Consider the following 24,812-nt stretch of genomic DNA (forward strand, 5'->3'; position numbering starts at 1 on the left):
CACAAAGATAGAGATACACACGAGGTATATCTCTATCTTTGATTTAGGTAATTAACCTATTTGATGATTTTGGCTACAACACCAGCTCCGATTGTCCGACCGCCTTCACGGATTGCAAAACGCATTCCTTGTTCGATGGCTACTGGGTTGATCAGTTCAACAATCATTTTGATCCGATCTCCAGGCATCACCATCTCAGCAGCACTACCGTCATCAGCAGTAAAGGCTTTGATGTTTCCGGTTACGTCGGTGGTACGGACGTAAAACTGAGGACGGTAGCCAGGGAAGAATGGAGTCTTCCGACCGCCTTCTTTGTCGGTCAGGACATATACTTCACCTTCAAATTCGGTATGAGGTTTCACACTACCAGGTTTGGCAATTACCATACCACGCTCGATGTCTGCTTTTTGGATACCGCGCATCAGTACGCCTACGTTGTCACCAGCAAAACCTTCGTCGAGGGATTTCTGGAACATTTCTACACCAGTGATGGTGGTGCTACGTGTGTCGCGAATACCGATGATTTCGACGTTTTCGCCAACTTTGACTTTTCCGCGTTCGATCCGACCAGTTGCTACTGTACCCCGACCAGTGATGGAGAATACGTCCTCAACTGCCATTAGGAATGGTTTGTCAACTTCCCGTTCTGGAGTAGGGATATAGTCATCTACTGCTGCCATCAGGTCGTAGATTTTGTCTACCCATTCGTTCTCACCTTGGACAGTTTTGGGGTTGGCAATCATTTGCTCAACGGCTTTGACTGCGGAACCAGAAACTACAGGGATATTATCGCCATCGAAGTCATAGAAAGACAGCAGTTCGCGAATTTCCATTTCGACGAGTTCTAGTAGCTCATCGTCATCGACCAAGTCGGTTTTGTTCATGAACACAACTAGACGAGGCACACCAACTTGTTTCGCCAAGAGGATGTGCTCGCGAGTCTGAGGCATGGGGCCATCGGCTGCGGAGACGACCAGGATACCACCGTCCATTTGTGCCGCACCAGTGATCATGTTTTTCACATAGTCAGCGTGTCCGGGACAGTCTACGTGTGCGTAGTGACGAGTTACTGTTTCGTACTCTACGTGAGCGGTATTGATAGTGATCCCACGCGCTTTTTCTTCAGGAGCAGCATCGATCTCGTCATACTTCCGAGCTTTAGCAGCACCAATCGCGGCTAGCGACATGGTGATTGCTGCGGTCAAGGTAGTTTTACCGTGGTCAACGTGACCGACAGTACCGATGTTTACGTGGGGCTTATTTCTTTCAAACTTAGCGCGTGCCATGGATAATTTCCTTAATTCCTCTTTAAATTTTAACTAGATTACCACTTTTCAAGGGTTAACAGTCATCGATCGATTAATCGATGACTGTTAATTACACTCTTACCAGATTAAGGCAATCTCTGCTCGACCGATCGATTACTTTCCTTTATTCTTGGTAACGATCGCTTCTGCGACGTTGCGGGGGACTTCTTCATAATGGCTAAATTCCATTGAGAAGATCCCACGACCTTGGGTGTTGGAGCGGATCGTGGTTGCATAACCAAACATTTCCCCTAAAGGAACTTTGGCTGCAACTTTCGATAGATTTGGTGCCGCTTCTTGACCTTCGATCTGACCTCGGCGGGAGTTGAGATCGCCGATGACGTTACCGAGGAAGTTGTCAGGAACTTCAACTTCAACTTTCATGACTGGTTCTAGCAATATCGCTTGAGCTTTCATGACGGCTTCTTTAATTGCGATCGAAGCCGCAATCTTGAAAGCCATTTCATTGGAGTCAACTTCATGGTAAGAACCATCAATCAGGGTGACTTTGAGGTCGATCACTGGATACCCAGCCAAAATCCCAGACTCACAAGTTTCTTTGATGCCTTGTTCGATCGGGTTGATGTACTGTTTTGGTACCGAACCGCCGACGATTTTCGAGACAAACTCCAAACCTGTTCCAGGTTCGGTTGGTGTCACCTCAATTACGACGTGCCCGTAGTTACCGTTACCACCACTTTGTTTGATGTACTTACCTTCTTGCTTGACACTCTTGCGAATGGTTTCGCGATAAGCCACTTGTGGCGCACCGATATTTGCTTCTACGCCAAACTCACGTAACATCCGATCGACTAGAATTTCTAGGTGAAGTTCTCCCATCCCCGCGATTACAGTTTGGTTGGTTTCAGGATCGGTGTGGACGCGGAAGGTCGGATCTTCCTGAGACAGGGAGATCAGAGCCTTGGAGAGCTTCTCCATGTCCTGTTTGGTCTTTGGTTCCACCGCCAGTGAAATCACTGGTTCGGGGATGAATAGTGACTCCAGAATTACTGGGTTTTCTTCATCACACAAGGTGTCACCTGTGAAGGTGTCTTTGAGTCCGAGTACCGCACCCAAGTCACCCGCACGCAGTTCGTCTACTTCTTGACGATCGTCTGCTTTGAGGATAATCAAGCGGGAGATCCGTTCGCGTTTACCCTTGGTTGGGTTCAAGACGTAGGTTCCAGTTTTGACTACTCCAGAGTACACGCGGATGAAGGTCAATCGACCATACTTGTCCGCCATAATCTTGAATGCCAATGCTGAGAACGGTTCAGTGTCATCAGCGTGACGCTCTACTTCTACCGTCTCATCATCGACTGATTTACCTTTGATCGCAGGTACTTCTGTCGGACAAGGGAGATAGTCGATGACGGCATCTAGGAGTGACTGTACCCCTTTATTTTTAAAGGCAGAGCCACAGAACATTGGGACGATCGATCCATCGATCGTGCCTTTGCGGATTGCGGCTTTGATCTCAGCTTGTGATATTTCTTGACCTTCGAGGTATTTCTCGGTCAACTCATCTGAGGTATCGGCAACAGATTCCAATAATTTCAAGCGAAATTCGTCGGCTTTAGCTTGGAGATCTGCGGGAATGTCGCGTTCTTCGACATCCTTACCCATATCATCAAGCGCGTAAAATGCACGCATGGTTACGAGGTCGATCGTTCCAGCAAACTCACCTTCAGCACCGATCGGAATCTGGATCGGGACCGCATTGACGCGCATCCGATCGAGAATTTGCTCGTATACCTTGAAGAAATTCGCACCAGTCCGATCCATCTTATTCACAAAGACGATCCGTGGTACTTTATAGCGATCGGCTTGTCGCCATACCGTCTCCGATTGAGGCTGAACACCGCCAACGGAGCAAAATACAGCAATTACACCATCGAGTACCCGCATCGAACGTTCGACTTCGATCGTGAAGTCTACGTGTCCGGGAGTATCGATAATATTGATCTTGTGATCCTTCCAAGTCGTGCTGATCGCGGCTGCGGTGATGGTGATTCCACGCTCTTGCTCTTGCACCATCCAGTCGGTAGTGGCAGTTCCTTCGTGAACTTCGCCAATTTTGTGGACAACCCCAGAATAATATAAAATTCTCTCGGTCGTGGTTGTCTTACCCGCATCAATGTGGGCTGCAATCCCGATGTTGCGTACTTTCTCAAACGGGACGGTACGTGGCACAATAACCTCCTTTAGTGGTCGGGCCGAATATAAAACTGGTTAATCTTTATTAAGATTGTAGACTTTTTTGGGGACAGTCGGTTGACGACAAGATCCCCAGATTGCGTGAAAACCGTACTAAAAAATCTAGTAACGGTAGTGAGCGAAAGCTTTATTGGCTTCTGCCATCCGGTGAGTTTCCTCGCGTTTGCGAATTGCACTACCAGTCTCATTAGCTGCATCCATTAGCTCGTTAGCCAATTTGCCTGCCATTGATTTACCCGCACGAGAGCGAGAGTAGTTGATCAACCAGCGCATCGCTAGTGCTGTACCGCGTTCGGCTTTGACTTCCATCGGTACTTGATATGTAGCACCACCAACTCTTCTACCTTTAACTTCCACGAGGGGAGTAGCATTTTTAACTGCTTTTTCAAAGGTTTCGAGCGGATCGTTACCAGTACGCTCTTCGATCGTTTTCATCGCTTCGTAGATGATCCGATAAGCGACTGATTTTTTACCGCTGTACATAATGCGGCGCACCATCATATTCACCAGACGGCTATTATAAACCGCATCTGGTGGCACTGGGCGTTTGACTACTTTGGTTCTACGGGACATAGAGCGATTGAATTGGTGATTGGTTTAGGTACTGACGTTGTTACAACCTCTGGATCGGAGCATCGGTAGCTCGCCTTCGGTCACTTACTTAATTTGCATTGAGGATTAATCTAGGAATCTTCAGTGATGGTTTGAGAGCATCTAACGACGATCTGTTCGCCATTTGCAACGAAACCGGAAACTACCAATTTATCTCTACTTCAGCAATTATCTATAGTTGGCGATCTCGTGTCCATCTCTGGCACTCAACGCAAGTACAGGCAAAACACTACCCTCAGCGTGGGGATGTTTGCAGTTTAGCTGGATGCGATCGGTCTGATAGAGCTTCTATAAATATAAATAACGCACTCGTGAAATATCGAGCGATAGCAATTTAAGTTATGAAACTTACTTAGCAGCTTTAGGCCGCTTGGTTCCATATTTGGAACGACCTTGCTTGCGATCCTTCACCCCAGCGGTATCTAATGTACCGCGAATGATGTGATACCGGACTCCAGGTAAATCTTTGACCCGACCGCCACGAATCATCACAACTGAGTGTTCCTGGAGGTTGTGACCGATCCCAGGAATGTAGGCAGTGACTTCAAATCCAGAAGTTAACCGTACCCGCGCTACTTTGCGTAGAGCCGAGTTAGGTTTCTTTGGTGTAGTCGTATAAACGCGAGTACAAACACCGCGACGCTGAGGGCATTCCTTGAGCGCGGGTGACTTGGTTTTGACTTTGTAGTCTTCGCGGGCTTTGCGAATGAGCTGTTGGATGGTTGGCATGGTTTAGAAAATTTTGACAGTCACCTAGCGGTTCCAACTGTTGACAAATTACCATTCTATGACTATTTGTTCGCATGTGTCAATCAAAAAAGTGGAGAATCGATCCTTTTACTGCACTTATCGACGTTGCTAAATTTCATACTCCCCATTCAAAACCACATCATAGGCGTTCTTGCCAGTAGTTTGGATCTCGACGACAGCTTGCGATCGCCGCAATTACTATTCCATCTGGATAGACTCGGTATAAAATGGCATAGGAAAACTTGAGAGTCAAACAACGACGAATCTGACCTTCAACGATCGGCCAGCGTTCTGGTGCGCTAATAACTCGAAATATAGCGTTTTCGATAGTGTCGATGAAATCCTGTTGTTTGTCATACTGGGCAAAGAATTGCACAGCCTCGGCATATTCTTGCAGGGCTGCTGGGTGAAATTCATATTTCATTTCTGTGAGAGTTGCCGTATTTGCGCCAAGGCAACATCTCCAGGAATTGTTTGGACTGCACCACTATCGATTTCGGCAATGCGTTCTTGAGCTTTCTGCACTGCTTCAACCAAAATATCTCGATCCATTTGGCTGGTGGTCATACTTTCCACGATTTTGTCTATGAGGAGAGCTTTAGCTGCATCTGGTAATGCAGTTGCTTCGGAAATGAGTTGGTCTAGGGTTAGCATTGGATCGTTTTGCTCCAAGGGAATATTCTGATTTTAGCATTCCGCTATCTTGGTGTTGAATTCAACAAGCTTGTTGTCTAGCAACTCACTTTCTTCTATTGTGCTTATGTAGATGTTCGCCATAATTTACTATTTAGCTTGACAGCTAGGGCAGAAATAAACCCGTCGCCCGCCGAGGGTATGTTTGAGAATTTCGGTGTGGCAGAGGTGACAGAGGCAATCTTGGCGACCAAAGACCCAGTGGCGGTATTGACGGCGGGTTTGACCGCTTTGTTTGAGTTGTTTGACGATCGCCAAGCTATTTGTAATCCCCTTGGTGGCGTAGGATTGGCGCGGGAGTTCGAGGAGGGCGGCGGCTAGTTTCTGAAGCCTGTCGATCGAACAATCCACTGGTCTTAAAGTAGGATGAATCCCCGCTACAAATAAAACTTCGCTGCGTAAATAGTTACCCAGACCGCCCAAGAAATGCTGATTTAGCAGCAGCGCGGGAAATCCTTTGCGATGAAAGGTTTTGCTTTGGAGCCGATCTAGCACCATTTCAACTGTTGTGGTAGCTTCTAAAACATCGGGGCCGAGTTTTTGCAAAAATGGATGGGCGGCGATCTGGTCGTCGTCTAATACGTCAATATCTGAGGCACTATAGAGGAGTGCCGATCGCTTTTCGGTATGAATGGCCAACCGAAGCTGTCGATTGGTGGCTGGATAATCGTAGGCGCGCCGACTGTACCAAACGCCGTAGAGCTGATTGTGACTGTAAATACTGAGTTGGTTGCTGAAGCGGGTTAGTAGGGCTTTGCCCTTGGGGGTAACAGAGACAATTCGGGCGGCGGTGAGTTCGGCTTCAAAGGACTTGAGATGGTCAAAGGCAAAGGAGACTTCTGTGAGGGATCGATCGACAATATCTTTAGCGATCTTATCAGAGGCTAACTTAATTTCTGGGCCTTCAGGCATGGGGTTTTTGTATGGTTGGCAAAGATTTATCAATGAATCATAACGCTATGATTTCTAAATTATTCATCAAGTAACCCATAAATTCTGATTGTTCGATCTGCATCATAACTCACGACCCACTCCCGATCGGAACTGAGACAAATCGATCGAACTGGTGAAATGTTTCCTGGAAAACTACAAATCTTCTGATTAACCTCTAGATCCCAGAGACAAACCTCATTCGCGTCATTGGAATAAGCAATCACTTTGCCATCAGGAGTCATCGCTGTGGGAGAAAGACCTGGAAACGAGTAAATGACCCGATCTGTGTTGATATCCCAAACCTTTACTGAATTGTCTCGAATCCCGCTAACAATACAGTCTCCATTCGATGTATTTGCTATCGAATCAGCAAGCCAAGAGGGGGATGTTTCAAATACACGAATCAACTCTCCGGTTTTTAAGTTCCATAATCGATGATGATCTCGACGATCGTTATCTTGACTGAGAAGTAACGATGCATCTGGGCTAATCATCATAGGTAAGGGAAAGGATGTGTATCGAGTCGGTTTCCATTCAAGCAGGTGAATTAATCTACCTGAGCGTAAATCAAATATTGCAATTCGTCCCAGACCATATTGATATCCTCCTCCAGCAACGATTGAGCCATCATCACTAACAACAAGCGAAGAAATATCAATAGCTTGCTCGATCGAGCCACGTAATGTACTATCCCGCAGCGGAGATTTTCTATCCCAGTTTTCGATGACTGTGACGATGTGCTGGAAGCTTGAAACGCTAATCCGCCCATCTTGTCCGGTACCCATATATTCATGTGTCACATACTGGGTATCTATTAATTCACCTGTTTGCAGATTCCACATATTGATGGTTGCGAGTGCATAACCCATAGTCATTTCGCTATGGCAGTTAGTCAGCAACACTTTTTTATCTGTGCTAATGGCAAAATAGCCTGTTTCCCGTGGACTGTATCCTTTAATGATGTGTAGAAGCTGCATTTGTGCATAGGGATAACGCCTCAATGCTTGTTTAGCCACTTCATTTTTAGTCTCTGTCAATAACCAGTAAGCAGTATCTCTAACTTCTCGTACTGGATCGCCTAAAGCCTGGATTATTAAACTGATGCCTTCATCAGAGTTCAAGGCATCTAAAAGAGCATTAACTTTTTGATTTATGTTGTTAGCCACACCTAATTTGAGACTTCATCTGTGATGATGTGTTGGTAGTCCATACAAATAAAGTAGCACGAGAGACATATATCTAAATTATACTAGGAACCCTTGTGACCACTGATGATGTGAAACCAGTGACTTGATTGAGCTAATGCGTTGGCGGAGCCTTCCCTTTGGGAAATCGACTCGAAGCCGATCTAGAATAGTTAGTTCATCGGTTATCCCTAGTCTTCGCTCCTATGTCTGCACTCACAGCTAATTTAATTGAAATTTTCTCGGCGATCCAAGGTGAGGGGCTAAATGTCGGTACGCGCCAGATCTTTGTGCGGTTTGGTGGCTGCGATTTACGCTGCGCTTACTGCGATAGTCAACATACATGGCAAAAGCAACCGACTTGTGAGATCGAGCAGACACCTGGAGAGCGAGATTTTGTCACTCATGATAACCCGATCGAGTCATCCCAACTCCTGAGCTGGATCGATCGCCAAAATCGACCTCATTTGCACGATAGTATCAGTATCACTGGTGGCGAACCGTTATTACATGCAGCTTTTCTCGCTCAATTCTTGCCCCAAGTCAAGGCATTGACACACCTACCCATTTATCTAGAAACAGGTGGACATCGCCCTGGGCAGTTAATGCAGATTCTACCGTACTTGGATTCGATCGGGATGGATATCAAGTTGCCGAGTGTTAGTGGGGAAACTCACTGGGAGAAACATCGAGAATTCTTGCAAGTATGTCAAGATGCGGATGTCGATGTATTTGTCAAAATTATTATTTCTCAGACGACCGATCCTACCGAACTGCAACAAGCAGCACGATTAGTTGCTGATGTGAGCGATCGCATCATCATCTTTTTGCAGCCAATGACAGCTTTAGCCCAACCACATACAAATCCCAATTTAACAGCACCAATGCCAGCGCAGGTATTGGCTTGGCAGACTTTAATGAAGGAATACTTACCGCAAATTCGGGTGATTCCACAAACGCATAAAATGATTGGACAGTTGTAATTTATAGCTGATTCACTATTCAATCGCTATCGTATTTGCTAGTTAAGATCGGCGATCCTGGTGCGATGCGATGTCATGACAACAAAATAAATAGAGATAGTTGAAAGAGTTGTGTACAATGTTGGCGGATTGATTTTCATTAATACCAAACTCAAGTAAATTGCCATGAATCCATTAATCGGAATGCTTGTGAGTCAACTGGGTGGGCCAGCAATTCAACAAATTAGCCAGCAAATTGGCTCAGACCAAGGTACAACTCAATCGGCGGTAGGGATGGCTCTACCAATGCTATTGTCAGCAATGGGCAACCGTGCGGCGACACCAGACGGTGCTGAGGCAATCCAGCAAGCTACTCAATCGAATGATGGCTCGATTTTGGATAATGTGATGGGTTTTGTGGGTAATGCTGGTGCGGCTGGGATGGGTAGTGCGTTACTCGGTCAAGTTTTGGGTGGTGGTAGTCACAATGCGATGGCCGATACCATCAGTCAAAACACTGGCATGGATAGTGGTGCAGCGACCCAACTATTGGGAATTCTGACACCATTGGTGATGGGTGCATTGGGTAAATCCAGCCAAGAGCAGGGTGGTTTAGATGCTAATGGGATTGCCCAGATGCTTGGCTCTTTTGGGGGCGGCAATGACCTGCTAGGCATGGCTACAAGAGCGATCGATGCTGATGGGGATGGCAATATTGTCGAAGATTTGGGGAATATTATCGGTAAGATGTTTTAGGTTGGTGAGTTAGTGCCCTCATCCCCAGCCCTTCTCACTGAGGATGAGGGCACTCCGATCCGATCGAATCACAATTAGACCTGCGATCGTCACAAAATCTGATACGATCGATTGTTGTTAGGGGCTGTAGCTCAGTTGGATAGAGCGATCGCCTCCTAAGCGATAGGCCGTGGGTTCGATCCCCGCCAGTCCCGTTGTCTGCATTGATAAATTATGGTAACTTGAGCCTAGCATTTGCTAGGAGCTATCTAGTTCCTCAATTTATCCTTTCCAAGCTCATTGCAGCATGGCGCACCACCGCACCCTCCCCCGCTCCCGTCCGTCTTCAGTTCCAAAGCAACGCCACCGCCAATCCAGGCGATTGTGGAAACTACTATTACCAATTTCACCCATCATATTTGCAATCGCCTGGATTGGCTATCGAGAGGTAGAAAATACCTGGATTCAACCTCAAGCAATTTTTGTTTTGGGTGGTGAAGAAGAGCGCGAAATATTTGCCGCGAAATTCGCCCACACACACCCCAATTTACCCGTGTGGATTTCGAGTGGCGCACCCCCAGGTTATGCGAAAAGAGTTTTTAGAAAGGCTGGTGTTTCGGCTGGAAATTTACATTTAGATTACCAAGCGATCGATACTGTGACTAATTTTACAACGGTGGTCGATCGATTTGAGTCCAAAGGGATTACCAGTGTATATCTAGTGACTTCTGACGATCATATTCAAAGAGCCAGAACGATCGGTGAAATTGTATTTGGTAGCCGAGGGATTAAAGTTAAGCCTGTAACTTTTGTCAGCGGTAGAGCGTTGGAACCGATGCAGAAAACTGTCCGAGATGGATTTCGATCGTTGCTGTGGTTGACTACTGGTTATGCTGGGGGTAAGTGATGACTTGCAGCGATTCTCCTAAGCGAATCGGTAGGCGATATGTATTAATCCAAGTTACTATCGATCGAATTGACAGCTAATGCGATCGTCGCTTGCCGCAATTTTTTAAATAAAGAGCAGAAGCTATGGCTTGGGAGTCTAAATCCCCATCCTAAAAACCTCGCCGTCAACTGTTTAAATACTAACTCAACACCAGATTATCGCGATGGATGACGGTTTCTTCGCCTAGATAGCCGAGGAGATCGATGATATCCGTCGATCGATGCCCTTGGATGCGATCGAGTTCGACACTACTATAATTGGTAATTCCTCGGCCGATCTCTTTGCCCAAACCATCGCACAATTGCACCGCATCCGTTGCTTCAAAAGCCCCCTCGGTGTGGGTAATCCCAGCAGGTAATAAAGATTTACCGCCAGTGACAATCGCTTCAACTGCACCAGCATCGAGATAGACTTTACCTACTATAATCAAGCCGTGGGCAATCCATCGTTTTCTGGCACTATCGGCGCGTAATTGTGGCGTAAATTGAGTTCCCAATGGTTCGCCGTGCAAAATCCGCTCGATATTTTGCGGAAATTGTCCGTGGGTAATTGCCGTCCTTACTCCTGCGCTGGTGGCGATGCCAGCGGCGGCTATTTTCGTCACCATCCCACCCGTTCCCCATTCTGAACCCTTTCCACCAGTTTGGATTTGTAGGGCGGTTAAATCCTCTAATCGCTCGATCTGGACGATCGGTTGGGCATCAGGAAATTTGCGGGGATCGGCGGAGTACAATCGATCGACATCGGTGAGTAAAAATAACCAGTCGGCATCGATCAGGCTAGCTACCCGCGCCGAGAGGGTATCATTATCGCCAAATTTTAGCTCGTCTACAGCCACGGTATCATTTTCATTGACGATCGGCATCACGCCCAGTCGGAATAATTCTTGAAAGGTATTGTAAGCATTGATATAACTACTCCGCCTGTCGAGATCGCCCCGCGTGAGCAGGATTTGGGCGACTGGTTGCTGATGTTCGCGAAATAGGTCATCGTATACCCGCATGATGATCCCTTGTCCGACGGCGGCGGCGGCTTGCTTGAGAGCGATCGTTTTCGGGCGTTCGGTCATGCCCAGCCGTGCTGCGCCAACTCCAACCGCCCCAGAAGATACTAAAACAATTTGATAACCTTGGGCGCGTAAATCGACGATAGTTTCAATCAATGCGGCGATCGTGGCTAAAGCTAATCTCCCATCTGCACGCGTCAGACTTGATGTACCGACTTTAATTACTATGGTCTGAGACATGATGGGGATCGCGACATACTAACTAGGGATCGAGGCTTTCTGTAGTAGGTACAGAATATTTGATATCTGATAAAATACTTTGCTAAAAACGTTTCAGAGCGTCACCTGCCTATTTTTGGCAGCTAACGCTCTGAAAATTTATGTATTTTATAATATGTTTAAAGTCTTTATTTGGGCTGACTTCATTTCCAATAAATACATGATGGCAGATATTTTTGAGCATCGCTATTTTCTTAATGATTTATTTATATTGTCTTCGATCGAGTATGGACAATCTAGGATGACAAGTTATTTTAACGTTAGTGTCTCCTGACGACGGGTTAGGATCTGTCCTAAGCGAAGCGGTAAACGATATATACAGCGGTTTGTAAGCATGTGGGGGACACTTTAAATATTGAACCTAATCTCTAAAAAAGCTTTGAAGAATAGCTGTCCCGCACCAACCTGCAAACCGCTGTATCAGTAGGCTGCGATTCTTTCTGGTGGGGGCAGAACCCGGATCTGGGGGTTCCAACCCCCAGCTCCGGGTTCTGCCAGAGGCGGAGTGCCGCCCCTCAAACTCCCCTGCACAAAGGTCGATCTGTTGGTAGCGAAGCGCGCTTCGCATTAGCTTCGCCAGGGAATCGATCTGTGGGTGGGGTTTATCGATCGCAAATCCTTAAACCGTTGGCGTCGTAGCCTCTTCTAAGAAACTCAACCCACAAGTGGCTCAGTACAAGGATCTGTAGGTTGGGTTGAGATCGGCGAAACCCAAAACACCCAACCAAAGTTTCTTTCATTCTTTAGGCGACATTTATATCGGCTCAGTTGCTCGGAACGAGACACTCACGTTATTTTAATGTAGTAAAGGAAACTCCCAAGAGCTTGGCGATCGTAAATTCAATCCTCCGCAGCAAACTGAAGGCGACAGTAGTATCAGCACTGACGATCGGCTCGATCAGGATCGTGAACATCCCCAGCCGATTACCTGCGAGGACATCTGTAAATACTCGATCGCCCACCATGGCTACCCGTGCGGGTTCCCTGCTCATAGCTGCCACAGCTTGGCGAAGTTTTCTGCGCGATGGTTTGGCCGCGCTCAAAAAATAAGGTAGCGATAAACTATCCGCAATCGCCCCAATCCTCGCTTGACTGGGGTTGTTTGTCACTAGCCACAGCGGGACGATTTGCCGAGTTTGTTCGATCCAGAGGATAAGTTCTGGCTCTGCAAAACCAACACCGATCGGGACGATTGTATCATCGACATCTAAAACCAAGCCTTCAATCTTGTATCGAGCGAGAATCTCAGGCGTCAAATCCAACACTGAGCTGCCAAGTACCAAGTCAGGTTGTAGTAGGGGAAATAACATCAGTAATAGGGGATGTTGAATAGTGAATAGGGGCGAGGTATAGGGGAATTAGTTAAATCTTCACTTGCATAAAACCTCTCACTCACTAAAAGTGCCCCATAGACGCAATTGCCTATGAAGTACGTTTAGATGATAGCGATCGGGTAGTAAATTACTTATTTCTTTCCAGACTGACGCTGCTGGCGAATGGCTTGAGTCGCCGAGACATGTTCCGATAACGTTTTGCTAAACACATGCGTACCGTCATATTTTGCCACGAAAAACAGCAAATCTGTACTGTTAGGGTTGAGTACTGCTTTGAGACTCTCAATCCCTGGGCTGGCGATCGGTCCGGGTGGAATTCCGGCGTTCATATAGGTATTATAGGGGTTGGGTCGTTTGACTTGGGCAAAAGTTAGGGGTCGATCGGCAGTCTGTTTGATACCTAGACCATATTCTACGGTGGGATCTGACTCTAACCGCATATTTTTGGCGAGTCTAGTGGTAAATACGCCCGCAATCTTCGGACGTTCGATCGGTATTACTGCTTCTTTTTCTACTACGCTGGCTAAACTTACCCATTGCAATAGACTCAATTTTTGGGAACCAGCAACTTTTTGATACTCTGGTAAAGCTACCTGCTCGAATTGCTTGAGCATCTGCGTGACGACACCGTTGGGGCTGATGGTTTCGCTGGGAACTTGATAAGTTTCGGGAAACAGGAACCCCTCTAAATGGGGAATCCCGTCGGGTAGCCACGGAAACTTATCTTTAGGAATTGCGGTGGTAGCCGCGATAAAATCAGCAGCTTTAAATAAACCTTGTTTTTCAAAGTATTCACCCATCTGTTTGATGTTCCAACCCTCGCGGATCGTAAACCCAGATTGGACGACTTTGCCTTCTAAAATCTGGGCGGCGACAACCGCTAAAGGTTGATTTGGCGACACTTCATAGGTACCCTTTTGGGGTGAGCCTTTGCCTTGTTTTGCTTGCCAAGATGTCCACAGTTTCCAAGCTAGTTGAGACTTAATTGCGCCTTTAGCTTCTAATTCTTGACCGATTGCTTGAGCAGAGGTGCCAGGTTTTACTTGGATTTGGATGCTTTTAGCGTTTCGATCCGTAGTAGGCGGTGCGGCGATCCCGTTCCACCAGAAGCCGCCAATACCGCCCGCAACTGTCAATAGTGCAATTGGTGCTGAAATTAATAACCATTTGGGAACAGTCTTGGCTGGTTTCAAAGGTAATCCTCCAGATCTAGATTTCATCCAACAACATATCTTCGAGCATTGGTTGGAGTTGTTCGGCTTCTTGTTCGGAGAGTAATGAGATCGCGCCCTTTTCATCGGCTTTGCCGAAGAATAGGAGTGGATCTACGGGAGTGCAGATCGCATACTCTTGTTCTTTATTATAAAACCGTGCCAAAATTTGAAATTCTTCTGGCTCTAGAGTGTCATCTTCTTCATCGAGTTCGATCGTGACTACTTCTGTCGGATCTAGTGGTGGTAGTTCGCCAACGGCACTGAGGGTGAAAGCCGTCCGCTTGAGCGTGAGATTTTGTTCGGATAGTACTGCATGGGCATCAGCAAAGATCGCGTCGATCTCTTCTTCTTCCTCAACAGAAACTAGTTCGGTGATGTCATCATCTTCATCCCAAGCGAAAATTTCAATTGGCGCATTTTCTGGTAGCAACAGAAAGTAAGTCTTGCCATCGAGTTCGAGTTCGCGCTCGACATAACAGGGGAGTTCGCGCCCCAATTCATCGGTGAGTATAACTAACTCAGCATCATCGAAATCTTCAGACTGGGGTGATGAGGACATGTAAAATAATTTTGAATTATAACTTTAGTAGCTATTATCTAATTTAGATGATAATGATTCGATCGTCTTTTGGCACCGATTGTGCTGACCGAAACCACTAATAAGCCAATCATCAGAATACCACGATCGGGACTATTTTCTGTCATGGATCGACCTATGCAATACTAGAGATCGCCAGCCGCAGCCAGTCTTCAATGTTTTGACTTTTGACCATTAAACTATCTTGACTAATGGCTTGTAAAGCCTGACGAATTTCATCATTTGTATAGCCTAGAGCTAACAAGGTCATCTCGACTTCAGCCTGCATAGTTGAATTCAAACTAGTCAGTGGTAGTGCCTCGATTAAACCTGATGCTACCCGCCATTGTCCTAGCTTGCTACGGAGTTCTAAAGCTAGCCGCTCGGCAGTTTTTTTGCCTACTCCAGGGGCGGTGGATAGACGCTGAATATTGCTAGTGACGATCGCTGAGACGGTATCAGCTAGTCCTAGTTTATCTAATAAGGCGATCGCTAGACTCGCTCCTACCCCACTGACACTAATCAATTGCCGAAATAAATCGCGTTCGGCTGCCGAACTAAAGCCATACAAAGATATTTGATCTTCGCGTACCTGCTGATGCGTAAACACCTGAATTTCCTGGCTCGGTACCACTTCCAAAATCATCCGCTGGGGCACTTGCAGTTCATACCCCACTTGATTTACCTCTAATACCAGAATTGCCCGATTATTAGCCGGAGTCTGCATTTGGATGGCGGTGCCTTTGAGGTAGCTAATCATCTAGATCGAAGTGTAAGTAGCTTATTGATGTTACTCCAATTAACTAGATCTTAGCTCAGATACCGATCGAACCCAAGATAGCGTCCATGTCGATGTTAGCATTTTGAGTCCGATAAATTTTGGGGATCGCATTCATCCCCCTGATGTTCTGCTCCAGTTTATCTAATTCTGCGGGAGTGACTAAATCAGTTTAATTGATGAGGATACGATCGACAAAAGCAATCTGTGCTTGAGCCTCCTCGGCATCCTAATGGAGCTGACTATACTTGGCATCATTCCTTCGTTCGATCGATGATACTTACTAATTTACTCGGAATAGTGGGTGCTGAGATCGTTGTCTGAGTCCAAGCTGTACGAGCGTGTAAGCTAGAATTATTAGCAGTAGCGATCGTAGGCTGTGCCGATCGCAGATGAGCTGCTACTGCAACCGTCGTAGTATCATAGGTTTGAGTTGCAATTTTTGGATACAATCCAATCCCAATAATCGGTATGAGCAAGCACATTGCGATCGATAATTCGCGAGGTTTGGCATCCAGCCAAGGCTTATCGATCGATTCGAGCTGTTTGCCAAAGAATACCCGTCGTAACATTGATAGTAAGTAAATCGGTGTGATCAACAAGCCAACCGCAGATAAGAAAATGAGTGCAGTTTTAAACCCATCGCTGTATACATCGCTAGTTGTTAAGCCGAGGAAAATTGTCAATTCGCCAGCAAAGCCACTCATCCCTGGTAATGCGAGGGATGCCATCGATGCCACCGTAAATAGAGCATAAGTTGTGGGCATAGATTTGGCAATCCCACCCATCTTGTCCATCGACAGTGTGTGTGTCCGCTCGTAAGTCACCCCGGATAGGAAAAATAGTGCAGCAGCAATCAGCCCATGCGAAATCATTTGCAGCATTGCGCCATTGATACCCAAAGCGGTGAAGGAAGAAATCCCAATCAGCACAAATCCCATGTGAGAAATGGAAGAATAAGCCAGACGACGCTTGAGATTGTCTTGGGAAAAAGCGGCTAATGCACCATAGACAATATTGACTACACCCAACACTGCAAGTACCGGAGCGAAATAAACGTGAGCATGGGGGAGCATTTCGGCATTCAAGCGAATCAATGCGTAACCACCCATCTTTAGCAATACCCCAGCCAGAATCATCGAACCAGGTGCTGGAGCTTCGCCGTGTGCATCTGGTAGCCAAGTATGGAATGGAAAAATTGGCAGTTTCACACCGAAGGCAATCAGGAAACCTGTATAGGCTAGTAATTCTAACTCGATCGGGTATTCTTTCAGCCCTAATGCCGTGAAATCAAAAGTAACAGTATCTCCATAGAAAGCCAACGCTAATGCAGCGACAAGGATAAAAATTGAAGCTAGGGCGGTATACAGAATAAATTTAGTTGCCGCGTAGAACCTTTGCGCGCCACCCCAAATCGAGATCAGTAAATAAACTGGAACCAGCTCCAACTCCCACAGCATGAAGAACATCAGTAGATCCTGGGCGAGAAATACGGCAATCTGGGCACTGTACATTACCAGCATCAAGCTGAAAAACAGGCGCGGTTTGATCGTAGTATTCCAGCCAGCAAAGGTAGCCAGAGTCGTCACAAAGCCTGTCAAAACAACTAAGGGCATAGACAAACCATCTACACCGACAGACCAATTTAAGCCTAGTTGTGGTACCCAGCTATAGCGTTCGACTAACTGGAGGCTAGAGTCATCGATATCGTACTGTGTGGCGAATGTATAGATAATTAAACCCAATTCTAAGATTCCCACGCCCAGTGCGTAGAGCCGCACATTTTTACCATCTGGATCTGGTAGTACGGGAATAGCTAAGGCAGCTATGAGCGGAAATGCAATAATCGCAGTCAACCAGGGAAATTCAGAAATCATAGATAGGCGATGAGGATCGAGTCGGACACTTCACTGCAAGACAATGATAATATTTAATCTATAGGTATAAATACTCATTGTGTTAATGATATACCTTGCTCAGAATGATGGCAAGTTGTAAATAAAATTTACAATTATTAAAATACCGTTACTATAGATTACCCTTTTTTGAGTACGATCGATCGAAATTAGGGGACAAAAGATGGGTGCTAGACATGAGTACACTTAGCTGAGTAGTAAAGACGGTTTGTCTAGAGAGACACTTTGTGAACGAATCGGCGTAGAATCGGTAATGGTTCATCTGATTGACGGATAGCAATTCTGAATGAGAAGCTATATTGAGGTAGGGTGTGTTAGGCGTAAGCCGCATGAGCACCAGTATTCGATCGCCAGGATCTGATTTAGGATCGCTATAGTTGGAGCAAAAGAATCGATCGCCTTATGCCAAAATTACCACTTCGTTCTGTACAAGCTACTTTTTGGCAATCCCCAACAGTGAGATTAGTTGGAATTTATGGTGGATTGAGTGCGATCGCTAGTTTGATGTTATTTCCCTTACTCTGGTTATTAAGTACGGCACTCAAATCAGCCGATGAAAATATCTTCCAATCTCCACCCCAATTATTACCGAGTCATCCAACAATCGAAAACATTATTACTGTGTGGCAAAGTAATGATTTTGGACGCTATTTATTTAATAGTAGTGTAGTGGCAATTTTGAGTGTGGTCGTTAATTTAATTTTTTGTGCGTTGGCAGCCTATCCTTTAGCTAGATTAGAATTTAAAGGCAAAGAGCTAATTTTTACGCTCGTGGTATCGACGATTACGATCCCATTTCAGATCGTGATGATTCCGCTATATATCATCGTGGTTGAGTTGGGATTAGTTAATACTTATTTAGGAGTAATATTACCTAATCTCGCTTCAGCTTTTGGGATATTCTTGCTTCGTCAAGCCTTCCAATCCGTACCAAAGGAACTCGAAGAAGCTGCCAGAATGGACGGTTGTTGGGAAATTGGGATTTGGTGGAGTGTGATGTTACCTGCAATTCGTCCCGCACTAGTCACCCTCGCAATTTTTGTGTTTATTGGTGCTTGGAGTGATTTCTTATGGCCATTAATCGTGCTTCAGGATGATACTTATTACACTCTCCCATTAGGGGTGGCTAAATTAGCCGAGGGTGCATTTGGGTTAAATTGGCGGTTGGTAGCGGCTGGTGCGGTAATTTCGATCGCGCCTGTCTTAGTCTTATTTATGTTCGTGCAGCGATACATCGTACCGACTGCTACTAGTAGTGGGGTTAAGGGTTAGGAAGGGGATAGGGGATGGTGATTACTTTAATAACCCCGACTTCTAGAATATATCCCCGACTTCTTTGAAGAAGTCGGGGATATAATTTACATCTAACCTTGATACTGCCCGTGCGCTCATTTTAGAAAGGGAAGAAGAATTAAAGCCTTGAGGGGTAAAGTATCGGACAATTCTTGACAGCCTGTCAGCAAGATGGGCAGTTGCAAGGTAGGCTATTAGCAGTTTTTGAAATTGCCAGATGCCACGCATGGAAATTAGTTCAGAGCGGATTGATGATATTCCCTTGATTGCAGCATTGCTCAAACAAATGGAAGTTGCCAAGTGGATTGACCAACAACTCAAACAACCGCATGGTAATCATCGGGGTCTGAGCTATGGTCAATTGAGCGTATTGCTGTTGATATACATCATTAGCCAATCAGATCATCGCTTATGTGCAGCCGAAACCTGGGTCAAGACACACCGAATAACATTGGAACTTACTGACTGGTCTATTGGGGAAAAAGATGTCACAGACGATCGTTTAGCTCGTGCTGTGGAACAATTTGGCTTGCAGGGAGAAGCTTGCCAAGAAATCGAAGAAAAGCTAGGAAGGCATCTAATTCGAGCCTATGAATTACCCACTGAAGATACTTTCTCTGTTGAAACTGCCGGACTCTATTTACAGCTTACATCTCAAGCCCAGTAAGACTTAATTCCCTTCCCTTCTCTACAATGAGCGCACGGGCAGATATTACGGAGGTAGTTGGAGCTTCGCTGTGGGTAAGCTAAGATGATCGTATTGAGAATTTTCCTATGTTAAACCGAGACTATACTTTGATTATTGACAAGAGCGGCAGTATGTCCACCAAAGATAAGCCAGGTGGGGCTAGTCGCTGGCAAATTATGCAGGAATCGGCATTGGCTCTAGCTCACAAATGTGAAGAATTAGACCCCGACGGAATCACAGTTTATCTTTTTTCTGGTAAGTTCAAACGCTACGATAATGTCACTGCTGCCAAGGTTGCCACAATTTTCCAAGAAAACGATCCTTCGGGCAGGACAGATTTAGCAGGGGTGTTAACTGATGCGTTAAATAGTTACTTTCAGCGGAAAGCTCAGGGCAAAACTCCGGCTAATGGGGAGATTATTTTAGTTGTGACGGATGGAGAGCCAGACGATCGCAAGGCGGTCATGCAGGTGATTCTCGATGCCACTCAGAAACTCGATCGAGATGCGGAATTGGGGATTTCGTTTCTTCAGGTGGGGACGGATGAAGCCGCAACCAAGTTTTTAAAAATCCTCGATGACGATCTCGGACGTGCTGGAGCTAAGTTCGATATCGTCGATACGATGACGATGAATGATATGGAAGATTTGACACTCAAGGAAGTTTTACTCAGTGCGATCGATGACTAGATAAACTCACATCTTGCACCAGCGACGCGCTCTTGCAGTAGGGTTCCCCGAGGGTTTAGCGCGTCAAGACAGTTTAAAATACTAGTGCTAATCGTAGATATAGGGTACCCACGAGGGGCACCCCTACACAATTAACCTGTAGAGGGGTGCCCACGAGGGGCACCCTAAGATCTCTGCATTTACTAGTCTTTATGTATTGGTGCAAGATCTGAGTTAATTAAGTAGAGGGAACTCGCCAAACTTGAACCTCACTATAGCTACCTGTCGCGATCGTCCGACTATCAGCACTAATTGCTACTGACAATATTGCTCGATCGTGAGCAGAGAGTGTATGTAAAAGCTTTCCATCGCTGAGATTCCAGATATTGACAGTGCGATCGTCACCAGCACTAACAATGGTTTGACCGTCCGGTGAAATTGCGACACACCCGATCGCTTTGGAATGTCCAGTCAACGTATCGATTAAGCTACCTGTAGCTGCTTCCCAAATTTTGAGCGTACCATCATGACTACCACTGACAATCTTGGTACCATCTGGCGTAATGGCGATACTACTGATTCGACCACTATGCCCTAATAATGTTTTGAGCAATCGCCCTTCCTGAAGATGCCACAACCTAACGGTATAGTCGCTGCTCCCACTAGCAATTAACTGAGTTTGGCTGTGAGTTGCTACACAAGTAACATTTTGGAGATGACCCGAACATTGATGGATTAATAGACCATTTTGGGGCTGCCAGATCTTGAGGATCGCATCGTTGCCGCCAGTGACCAATCTTTGTCCATCACTCGTCAAAGAGATCGCATTGACAGCAGATTTGTTGTCTAGTAGCTGGGGTAACTTTGTCCCAGTTGTGAGTTGCCACCATTGAACTGTCCCATCCAGACTACCACTGATAATTGTCTCGGCATCAGCAGTCAGCAACACACCATAGATCCAGTGGCTATGACCTAGCAAATTGTGAATTAACTTGCCATCTGACAGCCGCCAGACCTTTACGGCATCATCGATGTGAGTAATATCGCCATGTCCGCTCACCAACCACTGACCATCATTACTGAGGGCAAGAGCGTACACTTCACTAAAGTATCCCGTGAGTCGATCTCTCAGTTCGATTCGATCGTAAGGGATTTTTGGGACGATTGTGGCTAGTGGCAATCCCCGCTCTAGATCTGCCTGAGCAATCATCCCTGTGGCTTCAGTCTTAGCCCAGCTTTGAGAAATTTCTAATAGTTCGGCGGGCTTGAGCGCAACATGTGCGAGTCGATTCCAGCTTGATGCTGGGGCGGAAATCTGCTGGCAGATCGTGGGGAGACAACTAGCTGCTGGGACGACCTTTTCGATCGCGACTAACCGCTCTCTAGCATCTCTGACGGATAGCTGTAGAGATTTACCGCTGGAGAAAGCCTTGAGCAAGAGTTTGACAAATTCCTGAGCGACTTGATCTTGGACGGCTTCTCGCATCACGATCAGATTGGGAATCTGAAGATCTACTAGTTCGCTAGCAAGCTCCAAACCCTCGCCACAGTTGAGAATCAGTAATTTTAACCCCCGTTGAACGGCAGTCCGAATTCGATACTTGAATTCAGTAATCCCGATCGTATCGTGGTGATTGATATAGATTCGATTGTTGGGGAGGTAGCCGGAAATATAACTGCTAAAAAATAGCACGCTTAGAGGCTTCTGAGTGACTAGATTGACAAAATCATCGTGCGTGGGTGCGACGAGAAACTCTGATTGAGTATAGGGTAGAGCGTCTAAATATTCTTTACTGCGATCGAGTTTAATCCCTTGAGCACTGGTGAGGACGCATAGTACCGATATCTGCAATTGTTCATCAGCGACAGCACTTGCCGAAATCGTTGGAGTCAGTTCAACGCTAACCTCAGATTGGGGATATCGATCGAGCAATGGTTGCCAGATCGAATTCCAGGGCAATCTTGATAATGCCTTGGAACGGCTGCGAACCACAATATCGATCTCCATGTCGGGATCGACGGTTGTTGCTAGCTGTTCGCGGATCGTTTGGAATCCTGGAGAACTATACCATTGATGCAGGTTTGCCTGTAGCATCGCGCCAGCATCCAAGCAATCATTAATTCGCTCTGGAACTAAACTGACCGCTTTACTACTCATCAAGCGGTGATTGTGTGGGTCTAGACGACGATATCGAGCTTGCCATTCTTGATACTGGGTCATCATTTGAGCCAGATCGGGTAAAGTTACGATTATTTGTGTCAGTAACTGACCATTAGCCGCCAATACCGTCATCTCTACTTGGAGTACAGTTCCTAACTGAGTTTCTTCCACCATAAAGATGACTTCTTTGCCCCACATGGCTCGACCTGGCAACACACTGGGGCTATCTTGCTCGACACCCTCACCAATTGTTGCCCCTGTGGACGGATAAGTATACAGTGGCTCCATTTCCTGACACAGAAAGTTAGCAACAGTATAATAATTAGTACTGTGATTGAGCCTAATTACAATTCGATAAAGCAGATATTTTAGCTCTACTACCGAAGCATGGCGATCTCGCAATTGTTGGAGATAACTTTTAAACTTAACCGTACTTAGTTGTTGAGCTTCATTACTCCAATTATTGGTACAAGCACAAAACACCAGCTTTTTAATTCTGGCAATGTGATTGCTTTTTTCTAGATTGTGTACGATCGCATCCAGCATCCCCGACTCCCGATTAAGACTTCATTCCCTCACTCAGGCGGCGATCCGCCTATCGATTCTCTGTCAGTATAGTTGTTGCCGATCGTCTGGCTCCACTGATTGGGACGATATGAGCAGCATTGTGAATTTGATGTGATTGGTAATAATTGTAGCTTGGATCGAAAACCCAGATCTTTCGATCTCAGCTTCAACACTGACAAGCCTAAATCGGCAATTTATGGCTCACCGCTTCAACTAACTGTCTCAATCTTTACTATTCCCCAAATCCTCATCTTTTGTATCATGCAAACGCGATCGAAATTTGGTAGTAAATTGCTAACAATTAGCGAGGATCGATCGATGGGTCTGCTGCAATTTCAGACCAGCTTTGAGATCGTGACTATCGTAGGATCGATCGACAGGAGGAATTGTGTGGTGCGGTTTGTTTCTAAGCAACTATTCCGAAAGGATTAGAGGGTTGAAGTCTTTACGCCGCCTTGAGCGCAAGCTCTTAAAGATAATAAAGGGAACTTCAGTTTAGGGTGAGTGCGCGTCAAGCGAGTCTCACCCGTTAGGAAAGACGTGAAGCCAAAATTGCCCACATGGACAGAAAACAATTAGTTGAACCTCATCTATTGGATTAGATCTGCGATCGCACAAATTTAGCTAACCTGTCCATTCCTTTCTCGATTGTAATTAAGTCTGTAGCATAAGAGATCCGAATATGGTCATCTGCACCAAATGGTTGTCCGGGGATGGTTGCGACTTGCTGCTGTTCGAGTAATTGCTGACAAAAATCTAAAGATTTAATATTTGTATTACCAATATTAATAAACAGATAAAAAGCTCCGTCTGGCTTGGCACAAGTTAAACCAGGAATTGCCTGGAGATGCTCTAAAATCGTCTGTTGACGCAGGGTAAATGCCTGGCGCATGGTTTCCACACAGTCCTGAGAGCCTTCTAGAGCGGCGATCGCTCCATATTGAGCGAAAGTACATACATTCGACGTACTATGCCCCTGGAGGGCACTAGCGGCTTGAATCAGTGCAACTGGTGCAGCTAGATAACCAACGCGCCAACCAGTCATCGAGTACGCTTTAGCAAATCCATTACTAATAATCGTCCGCTGAAAAATGTCCTCACCCAAGGCACCAATACTGACTTGTTCGACCCCATCGTAAATGATTTTCTCATAGATCTCATCAGAGACGACCAAGATATCTCGATCGACGATTACCTTTGCCAAAGCCTGTAACTCAGTCCGAGTATAGACTACGCCGGAAGGATTTGAAGGAGAGTTGAGGATGAATAACTTAGTCTTGGGGGTAATTGCAGCGTTGAGGGCTGCGGGTGAGATTTTATAATCGGTGCTACTATCGGTATCTATAATGACGGGAACACCACCTGCCAATTTAACCATTTCGGGATAACTCAACCAAAATGGTGCCGGAATTACCACCTCATCACCAGGATCGATCAGTGTCACCATCAGATTGTAGAGTGAATGCTTGCCGCCATTGGTGACTAAAATATTGGCAGCACTGTAGTTTAAATTATTATCGCGCTGAAGCTTGTGCGCGATCGCTTCGCGGAGCTGGGGTTCGCCAGCCGCCGCACCATACTTGGTTTTACCGCGATCTAATGCTTGCTTGGCAGCCTCTTTAATATGCTCTGGAGTATCAAAGTCAGGCTCCCCCGCACTAAAACTACAGATGTCCTTGCCATCTTGCTGCATTGCCTTAGCCATCGCAGCAATAGCGAGGGTAACAGATGGTTTAATTCCGGTGATGCGCTGTGCCAATTCCATAACTTATGATTGCTCCCCAGTCACCCCGCCCAATGTTGTTACACTGTAGTGTGCGAGTTGTCTTTATTTCTATATAGTTCACCAAGCGTAGCAATTATAAACCCATTTGAACACTGGTAAATAGTCAAAACAAGGGAAAATGGGAGATAGAAAATTGAAGAGAGTTTTAATAGATTGGGCATTAAGCTCGATCTATTAATCTAGGCACTACTCCCCATCTGGGT

22 protein-coding genes and 1 tRNA gene are annotated in these 24,812 nt (G+C 46.0%); 7 read left to right on the forward strand and 16 right to left on the reverse strand.

Going from position 1 to position 24,812, the window contains the following annotated elements; all coding sequences use genetic code 11:
• Nucleotides 1-56: 56 nt before the first annotated feature.
• The 8 genes from tuf to ACEW9J_RS12090 form a co-directional block, all read right to left on the reverse strand.
• Nucleotides 57-1,286: an elongation factor Tu gene (tuf, locus tag ACEW9J_RS12055; protein WP_373545366.1), complete on the reverse strand. Its 1,230-nt coding sequence runs from the start codon at nucleotides 1,284-1,286 to the stop codon at nucleotides 57-59.
• A 135-nt stretch (nucleotides 1,287-1,421) separates the two neighbouring features.
• Nucleotides 1,422-3,500, reverse strand: a complete 2,079-nt coding sequence (fusA, locus tag ACEW9J_RS12060; protein WP_373545367.1) for an elongation factor G — start codon at nucleotides 3,498-3,500, stop codon at nucleotides 1,422-1,424.
• A 126-nt stretch (nucleotides 3,501-3,626) separates the two neighbouring features.
• Entirely contained in the window at nucleotides 3,627-4,097 is a 471-nt protein-coding gene (gene rpsG / locus ACEW9J_RS12065) for a 30S ribosomal protein S7 (protein WP_295620855.1), read from the reverse strand.
• Between the two features lie 387 nt (nucleotides 4,098-4,484).
• Nucleotides 4,485-4,865, reverse strand: coding sequence for a 30S ribosomal protein S12 (gene rpsL, locus ACEW9J_RS12070; protein ID WP_015161335.1), 381 nt, complete (start codon nucleotides 4,863-4,865; stop codon nucleotides 4,485-4,487).
• Nucleotides 4,866-5,025: 160 nt separating this feature from the next.
• A complete protein-coding gene (locus tag ACEW9J_RS12075) occupies nucleotides 5,026-5,310 on the reverse strand; it encodes a type II toxin-antitoxin system RelE/ParE family toxin (protein WP_373545368.1) in 285 nt (94 codons plus the stop codon).
• A complete protein-coding gene (locus tag ACEW9J_RS12080) occupies nucleotides 5,307-5,540 on the reverse strand; it encodes an addiction module protein (protein WP_373545369.1) in 234 nt (77 codons plus the stop codon). The genes ACEW9J_RS12075 and ACEW9J_RS12080 overlap by 4 nt, the downstream gene beginning before the upstream one ends.
• Nucleotides 5,541-5,669: 129 nt before the next feature.
• Nucleotides 5,670-6,491, reverse strand: a complete 822-nt coding sequence (gene nei / locus ACEW9J_RS12085; RefSeq protein ID WP_373545370.1) for an endonuclease VIII — start codon at nucleotides 6,489-6,491, stop codon at nucleotides 5,670-5,672.
• 59 nt (nucleotides 6,492-6,550) lie between these two features.
• Complete coding sequence (locus tag ACEW9J_RS12090; RefSeq protein WP_373545371.1) at nucleotides 6,551-7,678, reverse strand: WD40 repeat domain-containing protein; 1,128 nt, start codon at nucleotides 7,676-7,678, stop codon at nucleotides 6,551-6,553.
• Nucleotides 7,679-7,902: 224 nt separating this feature from the next.
• Between ACEW9J_RS12090 and ACEW9J_RS12095 the strand changes: the two genes are divergently transcribed.
• The 4 genes from ACEW9J_RS12095 (at nucleotide 7,903) to ACEW9J_RS12110 (ending at nucleotide 10,300) form a co-directional block, all read left to right on the forward strand.
• Nucleotides 7,903-8,679, forward strand: a complete 777-nt coding sequence (locus ACEW9J_RS12095) for a 7-carboxy-7-deazaguanine synthase QueE (protein WP_373545372.1) — start codon at nucleotides 7,903-7,905, stop codon at nucleotides 8,677-8,679.
• A gap of 165 nt (nucleotides 8,680-8,844) precedes the next feature.
• On the forward strand, nucleotides 8,845-9,414 hold the full coding sequence (locus ACEW9J_RS12100) for a DUF937 domain-containing protein (protein ID WP_373545373.1): 570 nt from the start codon (nucleotides 8,845-8,847) through the stop codon (nucleotides 9,412-9,414).
• 120 nt (nucleotides 9,415-9,534) lie between these two features.
• A tRNA-Arg gene (locus tag ACEW9J_RS12105) sits at nucleotides 9,535-9,608 on the forward strand.
• A 92-nt stretch (nucleotides 9,609-9,700) separates the two neighbouring features.
• The gene (locus ACEW9J_RS12110) at nucleotides 9,701-10,300 is read left to right on the forward strand and encodes a YdcF family protein (RefSeq protein ID WP_373545374.1); all 600 of its coding nucleotides are present in this window, start codon (nucleotides 9,701-9,703) and stop codon (nucleotides 10,298-10,300) included.
• Nucleotides 10,301-10,481: 181 nt separating this feature from the next.
• On the opposite strand, the gene proB is transcribed toward ACEW9J_RS12110, so the two are convergent.
• From proB to ACEW9J_RS12140, 6 genes are all read right to left on the reverse strand, one after another.
• Nucleotides 10,482-11,588 (reverse strand): glutamate 5-kinase, encoded by a 1,107-nt coding sequence (proB, locus tag ACEW9J_RS12115; RefSeq protein ID WP_373545375.1) that lies wholly within the window; start codon nucleotides 11,586-11,588, stop codon nucleotides 10,482-10,484.
• A gap of 830 nt (nucleotides 11,589-12,418) precedes the next feature.
• Nucleotides 12,419-12,937: a YqeG family HAD IIIA-type phosphatase gene (locus ACEW9J_RS12120; RefSeq protein WP_373545376.1), complete on the reverse strand. Its 519-nt coding sequence runs from the start codon at nucleotides 12,935-12,937 to the stop codon at nucleotides 12,419-12,421.
• 155 nt (nucleotides 12,938-13,092) lie between these two features.
• Nucleotides 13,093-14,181 (reverse strand): endolytic transglycosylase MltG, encoded by a 1,089-nt coding sequence (gene mltG / locus ACEW9J_RS12125; protein ID WP_373545377.1) that lies wholly within the window; start codon nucleotides 14,179-14,181, stop codon nucleotides 13,093-13,095.
• Nucleotides 14,171-14,734 (reverse strand): DUF3727 domain-containing protein, encoded by a 564-nt coding sequence (locus tag ACEW9J_RS12130; RefSeq protein ID WP_373545378.1) that lies wholly within the window; start codon nucleotides 14,732-14,734, stop codon nucleotides 14,171-14,173. Before ACEW9J_RS12130 ends, mltG begins: the two co-directional genes overlap by 11 nt.
• 154 nt (nucleotides 14,735-14,888) lie before the next feature.
• A complete protein-coding gene (gene ruvA / locus ACEW9J_RS12135) occupies nucleotides 14,889-15,512 on the reverse strand; it encodes a Holliday junction branch migration protein RuvA (RefSeq protein ID WP_373545379.1) in 624 nt (207 codons plus the stop codon).
• A gap of 272 nt (nucleotides 15,513-15,784) precedes the next feature.
• Nucleotides 15,785-17,407 (reverse strand): NAD(P)H-quinone oxidoreductase subunit 4, encoded by a 1,623-nt coding sequence (locus ACEW9J_RS12140; RefSeq protein WP_373545380.1) that lies wholly within the window; start codon nucleotides 17,405-17,407, stop codon nucleotides 15,785-15,787.
• A 441-nt stretch (nucleotides 17,408-17,848) separates the two neighbouring features.
• On the opposite strand from ACEW9J_RS12140, the gene ACEW9J_RS12145 reads away from it, so the two are divergent.
• From ACEW9J_RS12145 to ACEW9J_RS12155, 3 genes are all read left to right on the forward strand, one after another.
• Nucleotides 17,849-18,718, forward strand: a complete 870-nt coding sequence (locus tag ACEW9J_RS12145) for a carbohydrate ABC transporter permease (protein WP_373545381.1) — start codon at nucleotides 17,849-17,851, stop codon at nucleotides 18,716-18,718.
• Nucleotides 18,719-18,965: 247 nt separating this feature from the next.
• Nucleotides 18,966-19,406 (forward strand): DUF4277 domain-containing protein, encoded by a 441-nt coding sequence (locus ACEW9J_RS12150; RefSeq protein WP_373545382.1) that lies wholly within the window; start codon nucleotides 18,966-18,968, stop codon nucleotides 19,404-19,406.
• A 107-nt stretch (nucleotides 19,407-19,513) separates the two neighbouring features.
• Nucleotides 19,514-20,116, forward strand: coding sequence for a VWA domain-containing protein (locus ACEW9J_RS12155; protein ID WP_373545383.1), 603 nt, complete (start codon nucleotides 19,514-19,516; stop codon nucleotides 20,114-20,116).
• 217 nt (nucleotides 20,117-20,333) lie between these two features.
• Here ACEW9J_RS12155 and ACEW9J_RS12160 read toward each other — a convergent pair whose 3' ends face one another.
• A complete protein-coding gene (locus tag ACEW9J_RS12160) occupies nucleotides 20,334-22,802 on the reverse strand; it encodes a WD40 repeat domain-containing protein (RefSeq protein WP_373545384.1) in 2,469 nt (822 codons plus the stop codon).
• Nucleotides 22,803-23,421: 619 nt separating this feature from the next.
• A complete protein-coding gene (locus ACEW9J_RS12165; RefSeq protein ID WP_373545385.1) occupies nucleotides 23,422-24,588 on the reverse strand; it encodes a pyridoxal phosphate-dependent aminotransferase in 1,167 nt (388 codons plus the stop codon).
• Nucleotides 24,589-24,812 lie beyond the last annotated feature (224 nt).

Origin of the sequence: Chamaesiphon sp. (assembly GCF_041737865.1) — a bacterium.
Classification (GTDB): Bacteria; Cyanobacteriota; Cyanobacteriia; order Cyanobacteriales; family Chamaesiphonaceae; genus Chamaesiphon.

Bases quoted from the DNA above. Each gene is read 5' to 3' on its own strand.
- tuf (WP_373545366.1), bottom strand. From the start codon at position 1,286: ATGGCACGCGCTAAGTTTGAAAGAAATAAGCCCCACGTAAACATCGGT.
- rpsG (WP_295620855.1), bottom strand. From the start codon at position 4,097: ATGTCCCGTAGAACCAAAGTAGTCAAACGCCCAGTGCCACCAGATGCG.
- rpsL (WP_015161335.1), bottom strand. From the start codon at position 4,865: ATGCCAACCATCCAACAGCTCATTCGCAAAGCCCGCGAAGACTACAAA.
- ACEW9J_RS12075 (WP_373545368.1), bottom strand. From the start codon at position 5,310: ATGAAATATGAATTTCACCCAGCAGCCCTGCAAGAATATGCCGAGGCT.
- ACEW9J_RS12080 (WP_373545369.1), bottom strand. From the start codon at position 5,540: ATGCTAACCCTAGACCAACTCATTTCCGAAGCAACTGCATTACCAGAT.
- nei (WP_373545370.1), bottom strand. From the start codon at position 6,491: ATGCCTGAAGGCCCAGAAATTAAGTTAGCCTCTGATAAGATCGCTAAA.
- ACEW9J_RS12095 (WP_373545372.1), top strand. From the start codon at position 7,903: ATGTCTGCACTCACAGCTAATTTAATTGAAATTTTCTCGGCGATCCAA.
- ACEW9J_RS12100 (WP_373545373.1), top strand. From the start codon at position 8,845: ATGAATCCATTAATCGGAATGCTTGTGAGTCAACTGGGTGGGCCAGCA.
- ACEW9J_RS12110 (WP_373545374.1), top strand. From the start codon at position 9,701: ATGGCGCACCACCGCACCCTCCCCCGCTCCCGTCCGTCTTCAGTTCCA.
- proB (WP_373545375.1), bottom strand. From the start codon at position 11,588: ATGTCTCAGACCATAGTAATTAAAGTCGGTACATCAAGTCTGACGCGT.
- ACEW9J_RS12120 (WP_373545376.1), bottom strand. From the start codon at position 12,937: ATGTTATTTCCCCTACTACAACCTGACTTGGTACTTGGCAGCTCAGTG.
- mltG (WP_373545377.1), bottom strand. From the start codon at position 14,181: ATGAAATCTAGATCTGGAGGATTACCTTTGAAACCAGCCAAGACTGTT.
- ACEW9J_RS12130 (WP_373545378.1), bottom strand. From the start codon at position 14,734: ATGTCCTCATCACCCCAGTCTGAAGATTTCGATGATGCTGAGTTAGTT.
- ruvA (WP_373545379.1), bottom strand. From the start codon at position 15,512: ATGATTAGCTACCTCAAAGGCACCGCCATCCAAATGCAGACTCCGGCT.
- ACEW9J_RS12140 (WP_373545380.1), bottom strand. From the start codon at position 17,407: ATGATTTCTGAATTTCCCTGGTTGACTGCGATTATTGCATTTCCGCTC.
- ACEW9J_RS12145 (WP_373545381.1), top strand. From the start codon at position 17,849: ATGCCAAAATTACCACTTCGTTCTGTACAAGCTACTTTTTGGCAATCC.
- ACEW9J_RS12150 (WP_373545382.1), top strand. From the start codon at position 18,966: ATGGAAATTAGTTCAGAGCGGATTGATGATATTCCCTTGATTGCAGCA.
- ACEW9J_RS12155 (WP_373545383.1), top strand. From the start codon at position 19,514: ATGTTAAACCGAGACTATACTTTGATTATTGACAAGAGCGGCAGTATG.
- ACEW9J_RS12160 (WP_373545384.1), bottom strand. From the start codon at position 22,802: ATGCTGGATGCGATCGTACACAATCTAGAAAAAAGCAATCACATTGCC.
- ACEW9J_RS12165 (WP_373545385.1), bottom strand. From the start codon at position 24,588: ATGGAATTGGCACAGCGCATCACCGGAATTAAACCATCTGTTACCCTC.